The organism is Planctobacterium sp. R6, assembly GCF_055755215.1.
The window spans coordinates 22458-39335 of record NZ_JBVTQY010000003.1; the positions used below are offsets into that span (position 1 = coordinate 22458).

General features: G+C 46.0%; 15 protein-coding genes. 8 read left to right on the forward strand and 7 right to left on the reverse strand.

Annotated elements, in window-relative coordinates; translation table 11 throughout:
• Positions 1-72 precede the first annotated feature (72 nt).
• Positions 73-1056, forward strand: coding sequence for a transposase (locus AC0J20_RS03000; protein ID WP_473020548.1), 984 nt, complete (start codon positions 73-75; stop codon positions 1054-1056).
• Between the two features lie 595 nt (positions 1057-1651).
• Here the strand turns inward: AC0J20_RS03000 and AC0J20_RS03005 are convergent.
• The 3 genes from AC0J20_RS03005 to AC0J20_RS03015 all read right to left on the reverse strand — a co-directional run bounded on the left by AC0J20_RS03005 (position 1652) and on the right by AC0J20_RS03015 (position 3501).
• Positions 1652-1993, reverse strand: a complete 342-nt coding sequence (locus AC0J20_RS03005; protein WP_473020549.1) for a CC0125/CC1285 family lipoprotein — start codon at positions 1991-1993, stop codon at positions 1652-1654.
• A 635-nt stretch (positions 1994-2628) separates the two neighbouring features.
• Positions 2629-3072 (reverse strand): hypothetical protein, encoded by a 444-nt coding sequence (locus AC0J20_RS03010; RefSeq protein WP_473020550.1) that lies wholly within the window; start codon positions 3070-3072, stop codon positions 2629-2631.
• Positions 3073-3174: 102 nt separating this feature from the next.
• Positions 3175-3501, reverse strand: a complete 327-nt coding sequence (locus AC0J20_RS03015; RefSeq protein ID WP_473020551.1) for a hypothetical protein — start codon at positions 3499-3501, stop codon at positions 3175-3177.
• 758 nt (positions 3502-4259) lie between these two features.
• Between AC0J20_RS03015 and AC0J20_RS03020 the strand changes: the two genes are divergently transcribed.
• Both AC0J20_RS03020 and AC0J20_RS03025 read left to right on the forward strand, forming a co-directional pair.
• Positions 4260-4451, forward strand: coding sequence for a CsbD family protein (locus tag AC0J20_RS03020; RefSeq protein WP_473020552.1), 192 nt, complete (start codon positions 4260-4262; stop codon positions 4449-4451).
• A 75-nt stretch (positions 4452-4526) separates the two neighbouring features.
• A complete protein-coding gene (locus AC0J20_RS03025) occupies positions 4527-5522 on the forward strand; it encodes an OmpA family protein (protein WP_473020553.1) in 996 nt (331 codons plus the stop codon).
• Between the two features lie 87 nt (positions 5523-5609).
• Here the strand turns inward: AC0J20_RS03025 and ribA are convergent, their stop codons facing one another.
• From ribA to AC0J20_RS03040, 3 genes are all read right to left on the reverse strand, one after another.
• Positions 5610-6227, reverse strand: a complete 618-nt coding sequence (gene ribA, locus AC0J20_RS03030; protein ID WP_229530281.1) for a GTP cyclohydrolase II — start codon at positions 6225-6227, stop codon at positions 5610-5612.
• Positions 6228-6282: 55 nt separating this feature from the next.
• Positions 6283-9093 (reverse strand): EAL domain-containing protein, encoded by a 2811-nt coding sequence (locus AC0J20_RS03035; RefSeq protein WP_229530282.1) that lies wholly within the window; start codon positions 9091-9093, stop codon positions 6283-6285.
• Between the two features lie 89 nt (positions 9094-9182).
• Entirely contained in the window at positions 9183-9455 is a 273-nt protein-coding gene (locus AC0J20_RS03040) for a DUF3630 family protein (RefSeq protein WP_473020554.1), read from the reverse strand.
• A 276-nt stretch (positions 9456-9731) separates the two neighbouring features.
• Here AC0J20_RS03040 and AC0J20_RS03045 point away from each other — a divergent pair, with 276 nt between their 5' ends.
• From AC0J20_RS03045 to AC0J20_RS03060, 4 genes are all read left to right on the forward strand, one after another.
• Positions 9732-12884 carry a methyl-accepting chemotaxis protein gene (locus AC0J20_RS03045; protein ID WP_473020556.1) on the forward strand — a complete coding sequence of 1051 codons (3153 nt, stop codon included), beginning with the start codon at positions 9732-9734 and terminating at the stop codon, positions 12882-12884.
• 133 nt (positions 12885-13017) lie between these two features.
• Positions 13018-13314, forward strand: coding sequence for a c-type cytochrome (locus tag AC0J20_RS03050; RefSeq protein WP_229530486.1), 297 nt, complete (start codon positions 13018-13020; stop codon positions 13312-13314).
• A gap of 52 nt (positions 13315-13366) precedes the next feature.
• Positions 13367-13720 (forward strand): hypothetical protein, encoded by a 354-nt coding sequence (locus AC0J20_RS03055; RefSeq protein ID WP_473020557.1) that lies wholly within the window; start codon positions 13367-13369, stop codon positions 13718-13720.
• Positions 13721-13776: 56 nt separating this feature from the next.
• Entirely contained in the window at positions 13777-14442 is a 666-nt protein-coding gene (locus AC0J20_RS03060; RefSeq protein ID WP_473020558.1) for a glutathione S-transferase, read from the forward strand.
• A 19-nt stretch (positions 14443-14461) separates the two neighbouring features.
• Here AC0J20_RS03060 and recQ read toward each other — a convergent pair whose 3' ends face one another.
• Positions 14462-16282, reverse strand: a complete 1821-nt coding sequence (gene recQ, locus AC0J20_RS03065; RefSeq protein WP_473020559.1) for a DNA helicase RecQ — start codon at positions 16280-16282, stop codon at positions 14462-14464.
• Positions 16283-16403: 121 nt separating this feature from the next.
• Here recQ and AC0J20_RS03070 point away from each other — a divergent pair, with 121 nt between their 5' ends.
• Positions 16404-16871: a thioesterase family protein gene (locus AC0J20_RS03070; RefSeq protein WP_473020560.1), complete on the forward strand. Its 468-nt coding sequence runs from the start codon at positions 16404-16406 to the stop codon at positions 16869-16871.
• The last annotated feature ends 7 nt before the right edge of the window (positions 16872-16878 follow it).

Consider the following 16878-nt stretch of genomic DNA (forward strand, 5'->3'; position numbering starts at 1 on the left):
TCAGTACAGTTTCCAAGCTCAATGATTTGTGCAAAATAGAGGCTTTATTCAACAGACTCAGGAAGAGTTAACATGCCAAAAGCCAGGAAGGCACAAATCTGTCTTGAAGATACGCCCTATTACCACTGTGTTTCCCGCTGTGTGCGTAGAGCATTTTTATGCGGCGAAGACAAACAAACCGGGGTCAGCTATGAGCACCGCCGTCAATGGGTTGAAGACCGTATTCACTTTCAGTCTCAGATATTTGCCATTGATGTTTGTGCCTATGCGGTAATGAGCAACCACACCCACCTGGTATTGCACATTCACAAAGATTTATCTGACAGTTGGGATACTGAAGAAGTGATTCGCCGCTGGCACAGGCTAAGTAATGGCACCTTACTCAGTCACCAGTACCTGAATCCCGAACAACGAAAGCAGATACATGAGTCTCAGCTTTTCACCATTGAGGAAACCGCCGATATATGGCGGCAGCGGCTGACGGATATCAGCTGGTTTATGCGCTATTTGAATGAATACATAGCCAGAGAAGCCAACAAGGAAGATAAATGTAGCGGTAGATTCTGGGAAGGAAGATTTAAATCGCAAGCCTTATTAGATGAAGCCGCGCTTGCTGCCTGTATGGCCTATGTAGATTTAAACCCCATCAGAGCCAAAATGGCTAATACACCAGAGCAATCTGACCACACCAGTATTCAATACCGCATCAATGCAGCCAAAGCAGGTAAAACACCTAAATACCTGACACCTTTTGCCGGCAATATCAAAGAGGGTATGCCCCATGGTTTGCCCTTCCATTTATCTGACTACATGGAGCTGGTCGATATCACGGGCAGAGCTATCTTACCCAATAAACGCGGCGCAATTGAAGAATCAACGCCTGCGATATTGGAACGTCTTAACCTCAAACCTGAACAATGGCAGGAACTCACCACTCAATTTGAAGACTGTTTTCATCATGCTGCAGGCAGTGAATCTTATCTTGAAGCCTATCGACATCGACACAAACTAAAACGACTCAGGGATAAAAACACCGCTAATCGATTATTTGGCTGACAATCACTCCCTTAATGCCAACATAAAGCAAAATTGCCTCAAGGTAAGGCCCTGTCATGGCTCACGCTAATCGCCTGCTCTTCCAGAAAACAAAAAACACCTCTACAAAAGCAATACGCGACTCAAAAAGTTGATTTTTTAGCCGTCCGGCTCGGTTCTCAGAAAACCAAAAACAAAATCATGAAAACTGGATCACACCACCCTTAGGATGGATGTCTTGTTTAGTTCCTCTACAAAAGCAATACGCGACTCAAAAAGTTGATTTTTTAGCCGTCCGGCTCGGTTCTCAGAAAACCAAAAACAAAATCATGAAAACTGGATCACACCACCCTTAGGATGGCTGTCTTGTTTAGTTGATGGCTCACGCTAATCGTCTGCTCTTCCAGAAAACAAAAAACACCTCTACAAAAGCAATACGCGACTCAAAAAGTTGATTTTTTAGCCGTCCGGCTCGGTTCTCAGAAAACCAAAAACAAAATCATGAAAACTGGATCACACCACCCTTAGGATGGCTGTCTTGTTTAGTTCGATCCGAAGAATGAGGGAGAGCCAGCGAGTAAGCGTCCAAATTTAAAATTTTTTGTTATGTGCGTTTTCATTTGCAAGTTGCCTTGCCTTCAATTGTAGGGAACATGTATGTGTTCTCTATTACTACTCCTGACGCATAAACTGACTGATGGTCTGGAGATTGACTGCGTTGATAATCACTTTCATATCCATTTGGGCAAAGTTCCATCGCTCTTCTATTCCACATAGATTCAACCTGTTCGAATGTGGTTTTGGGATTTCCTCTGAAAGTGATGAAATATTCATTTTCTGAAATCTTTTCGTCAGAATAACCTCCAGTAGTTGGATTCAAACCAGACTCTTTCTGATACGGCGTAGCACACCCTATTAAGGTAATTAGAAGCAGAGCAACAATATAATGTCTATTCATTTTCCACACATTTTTGATTGATATTTACGGAGCACATAACTACTAAATTAAAGGGCGAATACTTGTTGGCTATACTGCGTGAAGAATGAACGCCAGCCAACGAGTATTTGTCCAGTTTTAAATTTTCTTGTTATACCGCCGATCTCGATTGCTTGATTAAATTTAAAAATAACGCTAGGAAAACGGAAAATATGTAAATTGAATAGGGCACCATAAAAACTGCTAGATTATCATTACCGCTAGAGATAGAGGTTATTGCTATCTGGATAACCACCAATGGTGCGGTAAAAGACAGGAGAGTAAAAGCCAGAAATAGCCACTTGTTGCGGGCACTAAACCATGAAATTGCATACAATGCCCCAATCACATACACAATAAAGTGAAGATTTTCGTTGCCTCTATATCCTCCTGTGGCAAGAAACAAAGTAAACAGAACACCTCCACCAAACATTATCCAGCTGCCTACAAATTCAAGTGGCCGGGCACCAGTATCGTTACCAGGGAGCTTAACTTTATATCGACTAAGATTCATAAGGCGGTATAACTACTGAATTAAAGGGCAAATACTTGTTGGCTATACTGCCTGAGGAACGAAGGCCAACCAACGAGTATTTGTCCAAGTTTAAATTTTCTTGTTAGCTTCCGTATTTTTTAAGAAACTGAAGAAACTCTTTTTTTACTTCTATAGGTTCTCCGTAGACACCTAGCTCCGCGTCTGACAATTCGTCCCAAAATACCATCATTTTTCCTTCGACCTCATCAGATGGCTTTAATCCAGAAAAAGCCATATCGTAAACCATCTTAGTAACAGCACTATAAGTTGTTTTTTGCTGCATTAAACCATCGAGGAAATATGAAAAAGCCCGTCTTGCAACTTCACCTGAATTTTCATGCTCACCGAAACTTTGAAGTGCAGATACAGCATCATAGATGTTCTTAGATAGCGAAACTTCAAACAAACGCTCATCTGGAAATTCAGCCTCAATGATCGACTTGTCAGCCCAACTCACAACGTCACTCAAATCAAGTGCGCCACATTTTAAAGCTAAAGACATTGAATTAGTTTCTAATAAATCCACAAGGAAGCTAACGGCTAATTTAAAGGGCGCTTACTCGCTGGCTATACTACCCGAAGAATGAGGGGAAGCCAGCGAGTAAGCGTCCCGGTTTAAAATTTTTTGTTAGAAGTACTTGTTAGATACTGCATCGAATTTCTCTGCAAGAACTAGATACTCATCAACCCAACCGTTTTCCATAGCGATTTCTTGTAATGGTGCAGTTGGCAAAAAGAGATACTCTATTTTGGCCAATTTAGCTTTATTCTTGGTTTTGAGTGAAATTATTGAGCTTTTAATGATATCTGTCACTTTGACAACTTCCATATCGGACCAAACCGAATCATCAGATTCTGCTAAAAATGACTGAACATCTTCTAATATAGCTACGAGTTTTTCTGCAGCGTATGCATCTATTTTTTTGTTGAATATGGAATGCCAAATATAATTCATACGGTACTTCTAACATTTTTATCGACGACAAATGTCCAATAATATCGAGACATTTGTCGTTTTTTCACACTGACACACTTTAAGCGCAATTTTCCCCCCTGTAAACTCAACAGCTTAGGTTCGGGCGTTTTGTCCGGTTGGAGAAAAACGACAAATGTCGTCTATCAAAAGAAATTTGACAAAAGTAGGGTGGCTGTAAAATTTGAACAGTAATGGTTGTTGGTTTGAACAACCTTCTATTCAGCATACTTCCAGATACACGATTAATTGCTTTAGGGTATTTGCTGATCTGGTGTCGACGGGCGGGAAGTTGAATCATCTTTCGGTTCGTCACTTTTTACAAAATTTATTACCTGAAGGTAAAAAGTTAGCAGAGCTAAGCAGTTACCGCAGCATCTATAAAAATAATACGTTTCGACTAATAAGCACATGAGTACCGATACTTCTGCTGCTTTGTCTGTTACAAGTCAAAACAATGCTGAAACAGAGGATGCATATCGAGAAGTCACTAATGAAGCGTTAATCAACAAAAACCAACTGTCGATCCGGTTTTATTAACAATTTTGTTGTCTGCTGTGCCAGCAACAGAGCATTCCCGCAGCCTGTAAATTTCACAATCTGGTCTTGTAAAATATTCCGGCCGGTCTTCAACCTCGCCCATAAGATAAAAACATACTGTTAAATATCAATAACTTAAATGTTGGCAAGATAGTTGAATTAACCCTGACGAAACTCATCACGCAACACCAGGAGTCACTATGAACATTGATATTGCAAAAGGTAAATGGGATCAACTGACCGGTAAGGCGAAACAACATTGGGGCAAGCTGACCGACGATGAAGTCAAACAAATCGAAGGAAAATTCGAGAACTTTCACGGTGTCATGCAGGAAAAGTACGGCATGACCAAAGAACAAGCCAAAAAAGCCTTCGAAGAACTCAAAGCATAAGCATTCAGGCATCGACACGAAAACCCGGACACCGCTTCCGGGTTTGTTGAGGACAAAGACACTCAGGAGAGCACCATGAAAAAAACGCTAATGGCACTAATAATCAGCACCAGTATCACCCCTTACGTTGCAGCAAACAATGACACCGATCAGGAATATTGGTGGTTTGGCTTGAGCGGCGAAATGTATAGTCCCGATGAAGACAGACCCGGCGCTCTGGGTTCAGGTTGGGGGTTCGGTGAAGAATTTGGTTACCGGTTCAGCGCTGACTGGGCAGGCCGTATCGAGCTTACCGGTCTCAATGCCGATCTCGAGCGCGAACGTCTGCAAACCGGCGAACCCGTCAATGATGCAGGCATGCGCTACGGCGCTGACGTTTTATACTACCTCAATAGTCGCGATACCTACGTTTTTACCGGTTTGAAACGGGAAACATTGGGTGATGAACCCAACCTGTTAAATCTGGGTCTGGGTAAACACTGGCGTATCAATGACAGTTGGGCCCTGATATCCGAGGCAACCTGGTATCGGGAATTGGGAGATAACCACAATAATTTAGGGGCCAGGTTGGGGATAGCCTACAAGTTTGGGCATAGCGCACCCGCGGCGAAACACAAAGACGATGACAACGATGGTGTCGCCGATTATCGCGATAACTGCCCCTATTCAGAAACAGCGGCGGTCAACGCTGATGGCTGTCAGATAGCGGAACCTGAAGATGCAATTAACACCGTTACCTTTACCGCTTTTTTTGAGCACGACAGTGCTGTGGTGCAAAAGCAGGACAGTGAGCAGCTCAAGGCATTCGCTGCCAGAGCCCGATTTAACCCCAAGGCGACATTGCGCATCGAAGGGCACGCTTCCCGTCCCGGCACTAACGAATACAATTTTGATTTGTCCAAACGCCGCGCTGAAGCGATTAAATCTCTGCTGGTAGCGCATTACGGTGTTGCCGCGGATCGCATTACCGTCGTTGCCTATGGCGAAACCGATTTATTATCCAGCCAAAAAACCATCTTTGCTGAAAAGCTGAATCGCCGTATTGAAGCCACCCTGACAATTGAGGAATAGGCGCATCCGGTCCATTGATTCAGGCGGAGACGGTGTGTTGCAACACTGTCGTCGCCCCAATGGCGGCAATTCTTTACTGGAAGGGGATTACTTTAACAAATGTGGGTCAAAGGCATGGCCCAGTTTTTTAGTCTTGGTTTTCAGGTAGTGTTTGTTGTCTTCGGTGATACCGTGATCGATTGGCACACGTTTGATTATTTTGATGCCCAGGTCTTTTAAGGCGGCAATTTTTTTGGGATTGTTGGTCATAAGCCGAACTTTTTTCACTTTCAGCGTGTCCAGCATCACCTTACAGATATCGTATTCCCGCAGATCCGCATCAAAGCCCAGATGCTCGTTTGCCTCCACGGTATCCAGCCCCTGATCCTGCAGGTTATAGGCCTTGATCTTGTTGAGCAATCCGATACCACGACCTTCCTGACGCAAATACAACAGCACGCCCCGGCCTTCTTTGACAATATTTTCCAGTGCTTTTTCTAACTGAAACCCACAATCACAGCGGGTAGAGAACAGGGAATCTCCGGTAAGACATTCAGAGTGGATACGAATAGGTACCACATCTTCTTCCTGCCATTCGCCGTACGATAAGGCCACATGCTCCTGATGGCTGGCAGTATCTACAAAACCGTGGATCATGAACGAGCCAAACCGGGTAGGTAATTTTGCAGAACTTACAAATTGATACTTAGGAAGCAGCTGTGACATAGGTATTAACTTCAGTTTCGGAGTAGACCCGATATGATAACAAATGGGGTCAATTTCAAGTTATCTGATTATAACTTTTAAAACTATTTAGTGCTTCAGGTTTTGCCACGCCATAGCCCTGCGCAAAATCTACGCCGATTTTACCCAGCTCCACCATGATCTCTGTGGACTCCACGTACTCTGCTACCGTGCCGATGCCCATGGCCTTCGCCACGTCTTTCATGGAACACACCATCGCCATATCGATGGGGTCCACCAGAATGTCTTTGACAAAGCTGCCATCGATTTTTACAAAATCTACCGGCAGTTTTTTCAAATGCTCATACGATGAAAAGCCAATGCCAAAATCATCCAGGGCAAACTTACAACCCAGTTTTCTGAAGGTATTGATAAAATCCAGGGTTTCATCCATCTTCACGATAGCGGTGCTTTCCGTGATCTCAAAACAGATTTTTTCATAGGGAATGTTGTATTTCTCAAAGGCATTGAGGAAATACAGTTTAATATCTTTATCCCCCATCGACAGCCCGCACAGATTAATATTGGCCTGACTGAGCTCATGGAGATGTTCCGGGTGGCCCGATAACCATTGCAGGTAGCGATCCACCACCCATTTGTCGATTTTGGTACTGAGGTTATAGCGCTCCGCTGCCGGTAAAAAGGCAGCCGGAGGAATAATGTTGCCATCATCACCCTGAATTCTCAGCAATATTTCGTATTGGTGTCCTGCGCGGCTTTTCTGCAAAGACTGATAGTGCTGAAAATAGAGAATAAACTTATCTTCATCCAGCGCCTGATTAATTAGCGTGATGGACTCCAGATCAGCCTCGTAACGCTGCATTTTAGCGTCTTCACTGGAATAGACATGGATTTGATTCCGGCCTTGTTGCTTGGCCAGGTAACAGGCTGAGTCCGCCATACTCATCAGTTGCTCGGCACTGTTAATGCCCTTGCGGTATTCCACCAAACCAATGCTGACCCCCAGGGTAAACATGCGATTGTCCCAGATAAAACGATATTCCTGGACCACATTTAACAGTTTCTTAGCCACGGTATAACCAGACACGGCTTCATCACCTTTGAGCAAGACCGAAAACTCATCGCCTCCCATACGCCCTAAAATACCGCGATTCATAACAATATCGTTGAGCTTTTGCGCCAGTTGTTTGATCAGTACATCACCGGCCTTGTGACCACAGGAATCATTGACAATTTTAAACTGATCCAGGTCCAGATAGAGCAAGGTGAGCTCCTGTTCCTGGTTTTTCATGGCGGATAACGCCTCGGTCAACTGGCCTTCAAAATGGCGACGATTATAGATACCGGTCAACGAATCATGGGTGGCCATATAACGTAAACTAATATCCGATTGTTTGCGCTCGGTAATGTCCACAATGGAACCAAACAGTAGTTTGATATCATTTTCTTCGCGCATCTGCACCGAAATCGAAAACCAAAACTCCGTGCCATCCCGGCGGACCCCTTTGACTTCTTTTTCGATACAGCTGCCTTCTTTAATCAGTTGCCCGATCAGGATATCCCGATCTTCTTCATTGGCATAAAATTGCGTGGCATGACGCACTTCCTGTAACAGTTGTCGTTCATTCTGATAGCCAAACAGGTGACACATCGCCGGATTCACCGAGATTAGCTGACCATCCTGCGTGGTACTGAACAAGCCTTCTGCAGAATTGCGGAAAAAGTCGTAGAAGCGTTGCAGATCGGCGATGGTGCTCTTTTGCTGCTCGTATTGACGGTGAATGATCACCTTTTCATGTGCCTCTACAGCAACAGCAATACAGATAACGCCTAACAATATCAGCAGGTTAAATCCGAGGTTTGAACCTGTATTCAGTACCTGTCCGTCAATAAACAACACCGTATGCGTCAGTGTGGTCAAACTGATAGCCAGCCACCCTGCGATATAAAGCTTGTTGGGTAAGCTGTTAAACGGGTTGCGATACACAATGGCCAAAAACAATTGCAGCAGGATCACCGCTGCACCTAATCCGGCCGCCAGTACAATTTGCCAGTAAGCATCCGGCCAAAAAGCAATGACAATAAAGGCGATGGCGCACAGATAGTTCACCAGTCGCCAGTACCCCGGCATACCAATCAACATGGCATAGGACACTTTCACTGCACAATACACTGACAGTGCCACCAGCCCCAGCGAAAAGGGCACGATATAAGCGGTAAACCCGGTCGCCTGCCCCAGTACCCCTTCATTGTTTAAAAACAATACCAGAAATACCAGGTTGGCGATGGCAAACCAAAAACGCACCGGACTCCCCAACATCAGATAGGTGAGCAGAAAATAAGTGCCCAAAATCAGCAGTGCACCGGTAAACACCCCGATCAATGCCAGATTTCGGGTCTCCTGTTTGATGAGCGCGGTGCTTTTCCAGAAGTTGACATTGAAGACCAGGGGACCGTCGTCTTTGATTCGAAACACAATGTCAAACTTTTGCCCGAAGTCCAGCTCAAAGGGCAACGCAAATTCACGATAGTTAAAAGGCCGGTTCGCAAAGGGGCGATTGGCGCCAATATTCGCGGAATGCAAAATACGGCCTAAATCATCCAGGATAAAGATATCGACATAGTTGAGATTGGGATTATTAATGATCAGGGTATAGCGCGATTTTTCCAGTGACTCATAGCGCAAACTGGCTTTGCCCCACAAACTCTGTTCGGGTGACAATACTTTTGGCAGATCAGCAACTGACCATTGCAACTGGCGATTCTTAATATCTGACAGTTGCACCTGATCATCCGTCGTTTGAAAACTCAAATGAGCACTCAGATCAACATGCGGATTGCGGTCATCCAGTATCAGCACATCGGCATTTGCGACAGCAAATATCAAACTGCACCAATGACACAACAATATGATTGCGAGCTGCTTCAGAACGTTTCCAGGATTACAGTAAATTCACACAGGATAGCATAATACGATCAGACTGCTGTATCTGATAACAAGATCGCACAAAAATTCTGCAATTGCCCAGCGTCCTGTGCGCCCGCCGATTCAACCCAGGCACTTTCAGACAGATGCTCAACAAAGATCAGAAACTGTGCGCCGTTCATGTCAATGAACCATTGTTCGCGGTCGGCCCCCTGTTCGTGCTGTTTAATTTGCCACTGCTGGTGCGCCTGCAGTTGGGTCAGTTGCAACGCCAACCCCTGTGTATCGCTGGCCCAGCCATAATCCAACGTGAATAATTGCATAACGGTTGTGTAACATTCGTTGTACTCAGGTTAGCCGGAATTGTAGCCGATTGATGCCAAAAAATCCGACTAATGGCTAATAGCAATATGCTGCCTGCCCTCTATATTAACAGATTACCGTTGGTGCAGAGATTTTACCCTGTTTGCTATGCCTGAAATGGCAAAAATACAGATGTGGTTTAGTATTAATCTGGCACGCAATAAGATTTTGAGAAAATCGCTCTTAGCCCGTGATCAGAGCGCTGAATTTTCTATCACCAGGAAGGCAGAATCATTATGAAACTAGGTTTTGGAAAGTTAAAGATAACCACAGAGCCGGATACCGGCGTCGAACTGCAGGAACTCAGAAATACCACCCAGGCCCTGCAACGCTCCTTTGCAGTCATTGAATTTGATCCCCAGGGTAATATTTTATCGGCTAACGATAATTTTCTGGCTACTATGGGCTATGCCCTGAATGAAATTCAACACAAACATCACAGTATGTTTTTGCGCCCGGGAGACAGCCAACATGCCGATTATCAGGCTTTTTGGAATGATCTGCGCGATGGCCAATTTCAAAGCGGAGAATACCTGCGAATCAATAAAAATGGCGACGAAGTCTGGATTCAGGCCACCTATAACCCCATTTTAGATCAGCATGGAAACGTCTATAAAGTCATCAAGTTTGCCTCCGAGATCACCCGCCAAAAAGCGCAAAGCGCCGAATACGAAGGTCAAATCAATGCCATCAGTAAATCCCTGGCAGTGATACACTTTGATTTAGATGGGCAGATATTGTGGGCCAACGAGAACTTTTTGCAGACAATGGGCTACGCGCTGGACGAAGTGGTTGCGCAACACCACAGAATATTTGTTTCTGAGGAAGAACAAAGCGCAGACAGTTACCGCACATTCTGGCAACAACTTAACAACGGCGAGTTCCAGTCTGGTGAGTTTCATCGCGTCGCTAAAAATGGCCAAAGCGTCTGGATTCAGGCGTCTTACAACCCCATCTATGATAGTACAGGTCAACTAAAAAAGATTATTAAATACGCCAGTGATATTACTGAGCAAAAGCTGAAAAATACAGATTTTGAAGGCCAGATAGCCGCCATCAGCAAAACCCAGGCCGTGATTGAGTTTAACACTGACGGTAAGATACTGAATGCCAATGAAAATTTCCTGGCCACCATGGGTTATCAGCTGGCTGAGATTCAGGGTAAACATCACCGCATGTTTGTGGATGGCGCCTATGCCAACAGTCCGGATTACCAGGACTTCTGGCAGCAATTGCGCCAGGGTAAGCATCAGAGCGGGGAGTATCAGCGCTTCGCCAAGGGAGGTAAAGAGGTCTGGATACAGGCCGCCTACACACCGATATTTGATGTTAACGGCGAAGTGCTGAAAATCGTCAAATACGCCACAGACATTACCCAACAAAAACAAGATTATGCCAATTTCCAGGGGCAAATTTCCGCCATTGGCAAATCTCAGGCGGTCATTGAATTCGATATGGATGGCAACATATTAACCGCCAACCACAATTTTCTGGCCACCATGGGTTACGAACTGGATGAGATACAGGGCAAGCACCACCGCATGTTCGTGGCACCTGAGGTTAGCGCGTCTGCCGAGTATGCGCGCTTTTGGCAGGACCTGAATGACGGAAAATTCACTACCGGAGAGTATCAACGGATTGCAAAAAATGGCCAGGATGTCTGGATACAGGCTTCTTATAATCCCATCCTGGATGCCGCACAGCGACCATTCAAAGTGGTGAAATACGCCACCGATGTTACAGCGCAAAAAGTACAGAATGCCGATTACGCGGGGCAAATCGCCGCTATCGGTAAATCACAAGCCGTGATTGAATTTAACCTGGATAGCGGCATTCTCACAGCTAACGTTAATTTTCTGCAGGCTATGGGTTACCAACTGCAGGAGATTCAGGGCAAAAAACATCAGATATTTGTGCCCGACGCCATCAAAAACAGCCAACAATACCGGGATTTTTGGGACGCGTTGCGCGCCGGTGAATATCAATCAGGAGAATTTAAGCGGATCACCAAATCAGGGGACGATATCTGGATTCAGGCCTCATACAATCCCATACTGGGACTGAATGGTGAAGTGGCCAAAATAGTGAAATACGCCACCGATATCACCCAGCAAAAAATGATTGATGCCGATAATCAGGGGCAACTCAATGCGATAGACAAATCACAGGCCATTATTGAGTTCAGCCCTGATGCTACCATTCTCAAAGCCAATGATAACTTCCTCAACACCATGGGCTATCAGCTGGCTGAGATTCAGGGTAAAAAGCACGGCATTTTTGTCACCCAGGACTATCGGGACAGTCAGGATTATCAGACATTTTGGGAAAATCTGCGCAGAGGTGAATTTCAGGCGGGCGAATTTAAACGCATTGCGAAAGACGGCTCTGAGGTCTGGATCCACGCCACGTATAACCCGATCTTCGATCTCAATGGCGAGGTGTATAAAGTGGTTAAATTTGCCATTGAGGTAACCGGCCGGGTCAACGCCGTCAACGCAGTCAGAATGGCGTTGGAAAACCTGTCTCAGGGGAATCTGAATACCACCATTCAACAGACGTTTATTCCCGAGTTTGAAAGTTTGAAAGGGGCCATCAACAGCACCGTCGATAAATTGCGTGAAACCGTTTTAGATATCAATCATTGCGCCTCAGAGGTGATGGTAGGTGCCAATGAGATTGCCCAGGGTAATCAGGAACTCAGTAACCGCACCGAACAACAGGCTTCTTCGCTGGAAGAAACCGCCGCCAGCATGGAAGAATTAACAACCACAGTGCAGGAGAACGCCAGAAACAGTCAGGAAGCGCATGAGATAGCCAATCAAACCAAAGAAAAAGCCCATCAGGGCGGGCAAATCGTGTCAGAGGCTATCGCCAGCATGGAGTTAATTAGTCAGTCCAGTAAAAAGGTGGTGGATATTATTAATGTTATTGATGAAATTGCCTTTCAAACTAACCTGTTGGCACTGAATGCCGCCGTGGAAGCTGCCCGGGCGGGCGAAGAAGGCCGGGGCTTTGCCGTTGTGGCAACCGAAGTTCGCAATCTGGCACAGCGCTCTGCCGGTGCCGCTAAACAGATCAAAGAGCTGATTCAGGACAGTGTGAAAAAAGTAGACGAAGGCAAACAACTGGTAAACAACTCAGGTGATACACTGGAAGAAATTATTCATTCTGTGGTTAAAGTCACCGAAATGATGAATAAAATTGCCCTGTCTTCTAAAGAGCAGTCTACCGGTATCAGCGAAATCAATAGTGCTGTCAGCCAGATGGATAATATGACCCAACAAAATGCGGCCATGGTGGAAGAAGCCACGGCAGCCAGTGATACACTGAAACAGTTGGCAGTTAACATGACATCCAAGCTGAATTATTTTAGTCTGGGGGAACAATAGCAATCAGCCATAAGCACACTGATCCAAAATAATCCGCCGGAGTATTGATCAAGGTTACTGTTGTTGAACAACTCCGGTTAAAAACACTCACAAGCAGAGAGCTAACACCATGAAAAAGACCCGAAACTTTTTAATGCTAGCGCTTGCCCTTGGAATGGCCTCGACGTCAGCGACAGCTGCCGGGGATGCAGCCAAAGGCAAAGCTAAATCCGTAACCTGCCAGGCATGTCACGGCGCCAATGGTATCTCCATGATTCCTAATTACCCCAATCTCGCAGGCCAGAAAGAACTTTATCTGGTGGATGCCATAAAAGCCTATCGCGATGGCACCCGTAAAAATCCGGTGATGACACCAATGGCAGCGGCACTGTCAGACGATGACATTGCCAATTTAGCCGCCTATTTTTCCAGTCTGCCTGCAGGCGGATAAAAACGCCGCCACCATGCCTGACCGCCAATCTCACTGAACCACTGAGGCTTTCATGGGATTGGCTGTACCACTGACTCTGATCGAAACCGATAAGTCCCTGCACCAGGCCCTGTATCTTAATCTGGTCACTACGGGTGGCTTTGATGTTATCCCGTTAACGTCTGTACCCAGGGAAAAACTGCAAAGCGGACTGCACGTCGTTATCGCAAATCACAGTCTGCTACCTCAGTTACGCCACCTTATTCCCCCTGAAACCCTTAGAATTTTTTACCAACCCTTGTTCAGTAATATAAATGAACCCTGTTCGTTTATCCGGGAAGGCAATTTAAATTACCACCTGCGTTTTTCGATGCAGGCGTTACCGGGTTTTTCTGAAGCGGTAAAGCAAATTTTGATGCAAAATTAATATGGTCTTTTTAGTGGTTAATGGCGTATAACCACAATAAATTTTTGGAAAAAACCATGCTGACCGTACACCACCTCAATAATTCTCGCTCACAAAGGGTGTTGTGGATGCTGGAAGAGCTTAACCTGGACTACCAGATTGAGTTTTATCAACGTGACAAGAAAACCATGTTGGCACCGGCATCACTGAAAGAAGTCCACCCGTTAGGAAAATCACCGGTGCTGACCGACAAGGAGCATACCATTGCCGAGTCGGGAGCCATTGTTGACTACCTCGCCAGAACCTACAGCAATGACGCTTTTCGTCCACCGGAAAGCAGTGATCAGCACCAGCACTACGTTTACTGGTTGCATTTCGCCGAGGGCAGTCTGATGCCGCAATTGCTGCTCAAGCTGGTTATGCAAAAAGTGAAAGACAATGCCCAACCTTTTTTCGTGAAGCCCATTGCAGGGGCGATTGCCAACAAGGTGAATAAGAACTTTATAATGCCCAACATTACCCGGCAACTGGCCTTTATCGAAACCCATTTAAAGCTCAACGAGTGGTTTGCGGCGAACCGGCTGACCGGTGCAGATTTCCAGATGAGTTTTCCGCTTGAGGCTGCTGTGCATCGCGGCCTGTGTAAAAACTACCCGTCAATTACTCAGTGGGTAGAGAAAGTCCAGGCCAGAGACGCCTATAAAAGAGCGTTGTCCAAAGGGGGTGACTATGACTTTGCCTGACAAACGAGTTATTTCGCCACTAATGGCTGTAATCTCTGAGTAAGCGAATAAATTCTTCACCATACTTTTTCAGTTTCGTCTGACCGACGCCGTTGATTTGCAACAACTCTTGCTGGGTAGATGGTTGCCACTGTGCCATTTCAGCCAGCGTCGCATCATTAAACACCACATAAGGTGGCACGTCTTCCTGCTCAGCAAGCCGTTTGCGCAGATTCTTCAGCAGGGCAAACAATTTGCGGTCATAGTGTTTCGCATCCACCGATTTGTCTTTGCTAAAGGACAGGTTCAGACGAGGGACCGCCAGGGTCAGGGGATATTCCGCTTTGAGCACCGGCCGGGCAGCCTCGGTTAGTTTCAATGCTAAGTTTTGGGTCACGTCCTGACGCATAATACCCTGATGAATTAGCTGATAAATAACATTCCACCACCAGGCGTCAGTTTGCTTTTGTCCGATGCCATAAACTGACAACTCAAACCACTCTGGTGGCATGTCTTTTAGTTTTTTACCCCGTAAGACTTCAATCACCGATTTTACCGGCACAGCCTGTTGCAGGCGCAAAATGCAGGACAGCACTTTTTGCGCTTCTTCTGTGGCGTCAAAACGCTTGGGTGGATCCAGACAAATATCGCAATTGCCACAGGCTTTATCACTGAATTCCGAAAAGTAATTCAGCAGCACCTGACGCCGGCAGGTTTGGGCCTCAGCAAAAGCCACCAGTGCCTGAAATTTGTTTAGCTCCACTTCCCGGCGCTGTGCATTTTCCGATTGGGCAATCCAGTCTTTATTGCGGGCCACTTCTTTTTCATCAAACAACAACAACGCCTCAGCAGGCATACCATCACGCCCGGCCCGGCCCGTTTCCTGATAATACGACTCAACGCTGCGTGGCAGGTCATAATGCACCACAAAGCGCACATTGGGTTTATTAATCCCCATCCCAAACGCCACCGTTGCCACCACCACATCCACTTTGTCCTGTAAAAACTGGGACTGGGCCCACTCCCGTTCTTCTGTGGATTTGCCGGCGTGATAGGCGGCGGCTTTAATGCCGTGTCGGCACAATTGTTCTGTCAGTGTGTCCACCTTGTTGCGGCTGTTGCAATAGACAATACCGCTGCCATCCTGTTGTTCCAGATACTTCAGCAATTGTTGCAGGGGCTTAAATTTTTGCGTCAGCAGATAGCGGATATTGGGTCTGTCAAAGCTGCCGCGCCAGACAAAGGCATCCTGAATACCCAACTGCAGCAAAATATCCGAACGGGTGGCGATGTCTGCTGTTGCGGTCAGTGCCATCACCGGGGTGTTGGGCAGAAACTGTTTAAGTTGCCCCAGTTGTCGATATTCGGGCCTGAAATCATGCCCCCAGTGAGAAACGCAGTGGGCTTCATCAATGGCGATCAAACTCACCGGCAGTTGTGCCAATGAATGTAAAAACTGCACCTGCATTAGCTTTTCCGGTGAGACATACAGTAATTTACTGTGCCCAGACGACAGGTTTTGCACCGCCTGCATTTGTTGCTGAGGAGTTTGTGTTGAATTCAGACACTCAGCGGTAATCCCCATCGCCGCCAGCGAATCAATCTGGTCCCGCACTAAAGACAACAGCGGGGAAACGACAATTGTCATGCCGGGTAACAGCAAAGCCGGGATCTGGTAACAGAGTGATTTGCCCCCCCCGGTAGGCATTAATACCAGGGTATTCAGTCCATTTAAGGTATGCTCGATGATGTCACCTTGCCCCTCCCGGAATTCGCGATAACCAAACACTTCCGAAAGTATTTGTTTGGGGGTCCGGAGGCTTTCAACCTGAACAGGAATAGTGGCAGTATTCGATTTCAAAGGGCTTCTGAATGATTATTTAATAAGTTAACAAGACAGCCATTAAAAATGGCAAAATGGCGCACCACTAAGTGTATGAGTTTTTAGCCCTGGCTTCATTAAAAACTTCACAGGAATTCGCATGCAAGAGACAAAATTAACCCAAAAAGCCATGTTGGATTTGGTCATGGATGTATTTGATCAACAACTGCCCTTTAACCGTTTCCTGGGATTGCAAATCGAGCGTACCAATTTTGATAAAGCCACCATCCGGTTAAACTGGCAAGACAACCTGATGGGCAACCCCTATCAAAAAATCCTGCACGGGGGTGTCACCGCAGCCATCCTGGATACCGTAGGTGGTTTAATGGCGATGCTCTACGTAGCAAAAGACCTGGACGATCTCACTGCCGATGAGTTCAGGCAGCGCATTGCCAGAATTGGCACCATCGACATGCGGGTGGATTATCTCAGGCCAGGCAAAGGTGAAGAATTCACGGCAACCGCAGAGATGATCCGCAAAGGCAATAAGGTGGCGGTGTGCCGTATGGAATTACACAATGAAAAAGGCACTCATATCGCCTTTGGCACCGCCACCTACATGCTGTAAGTGGCGA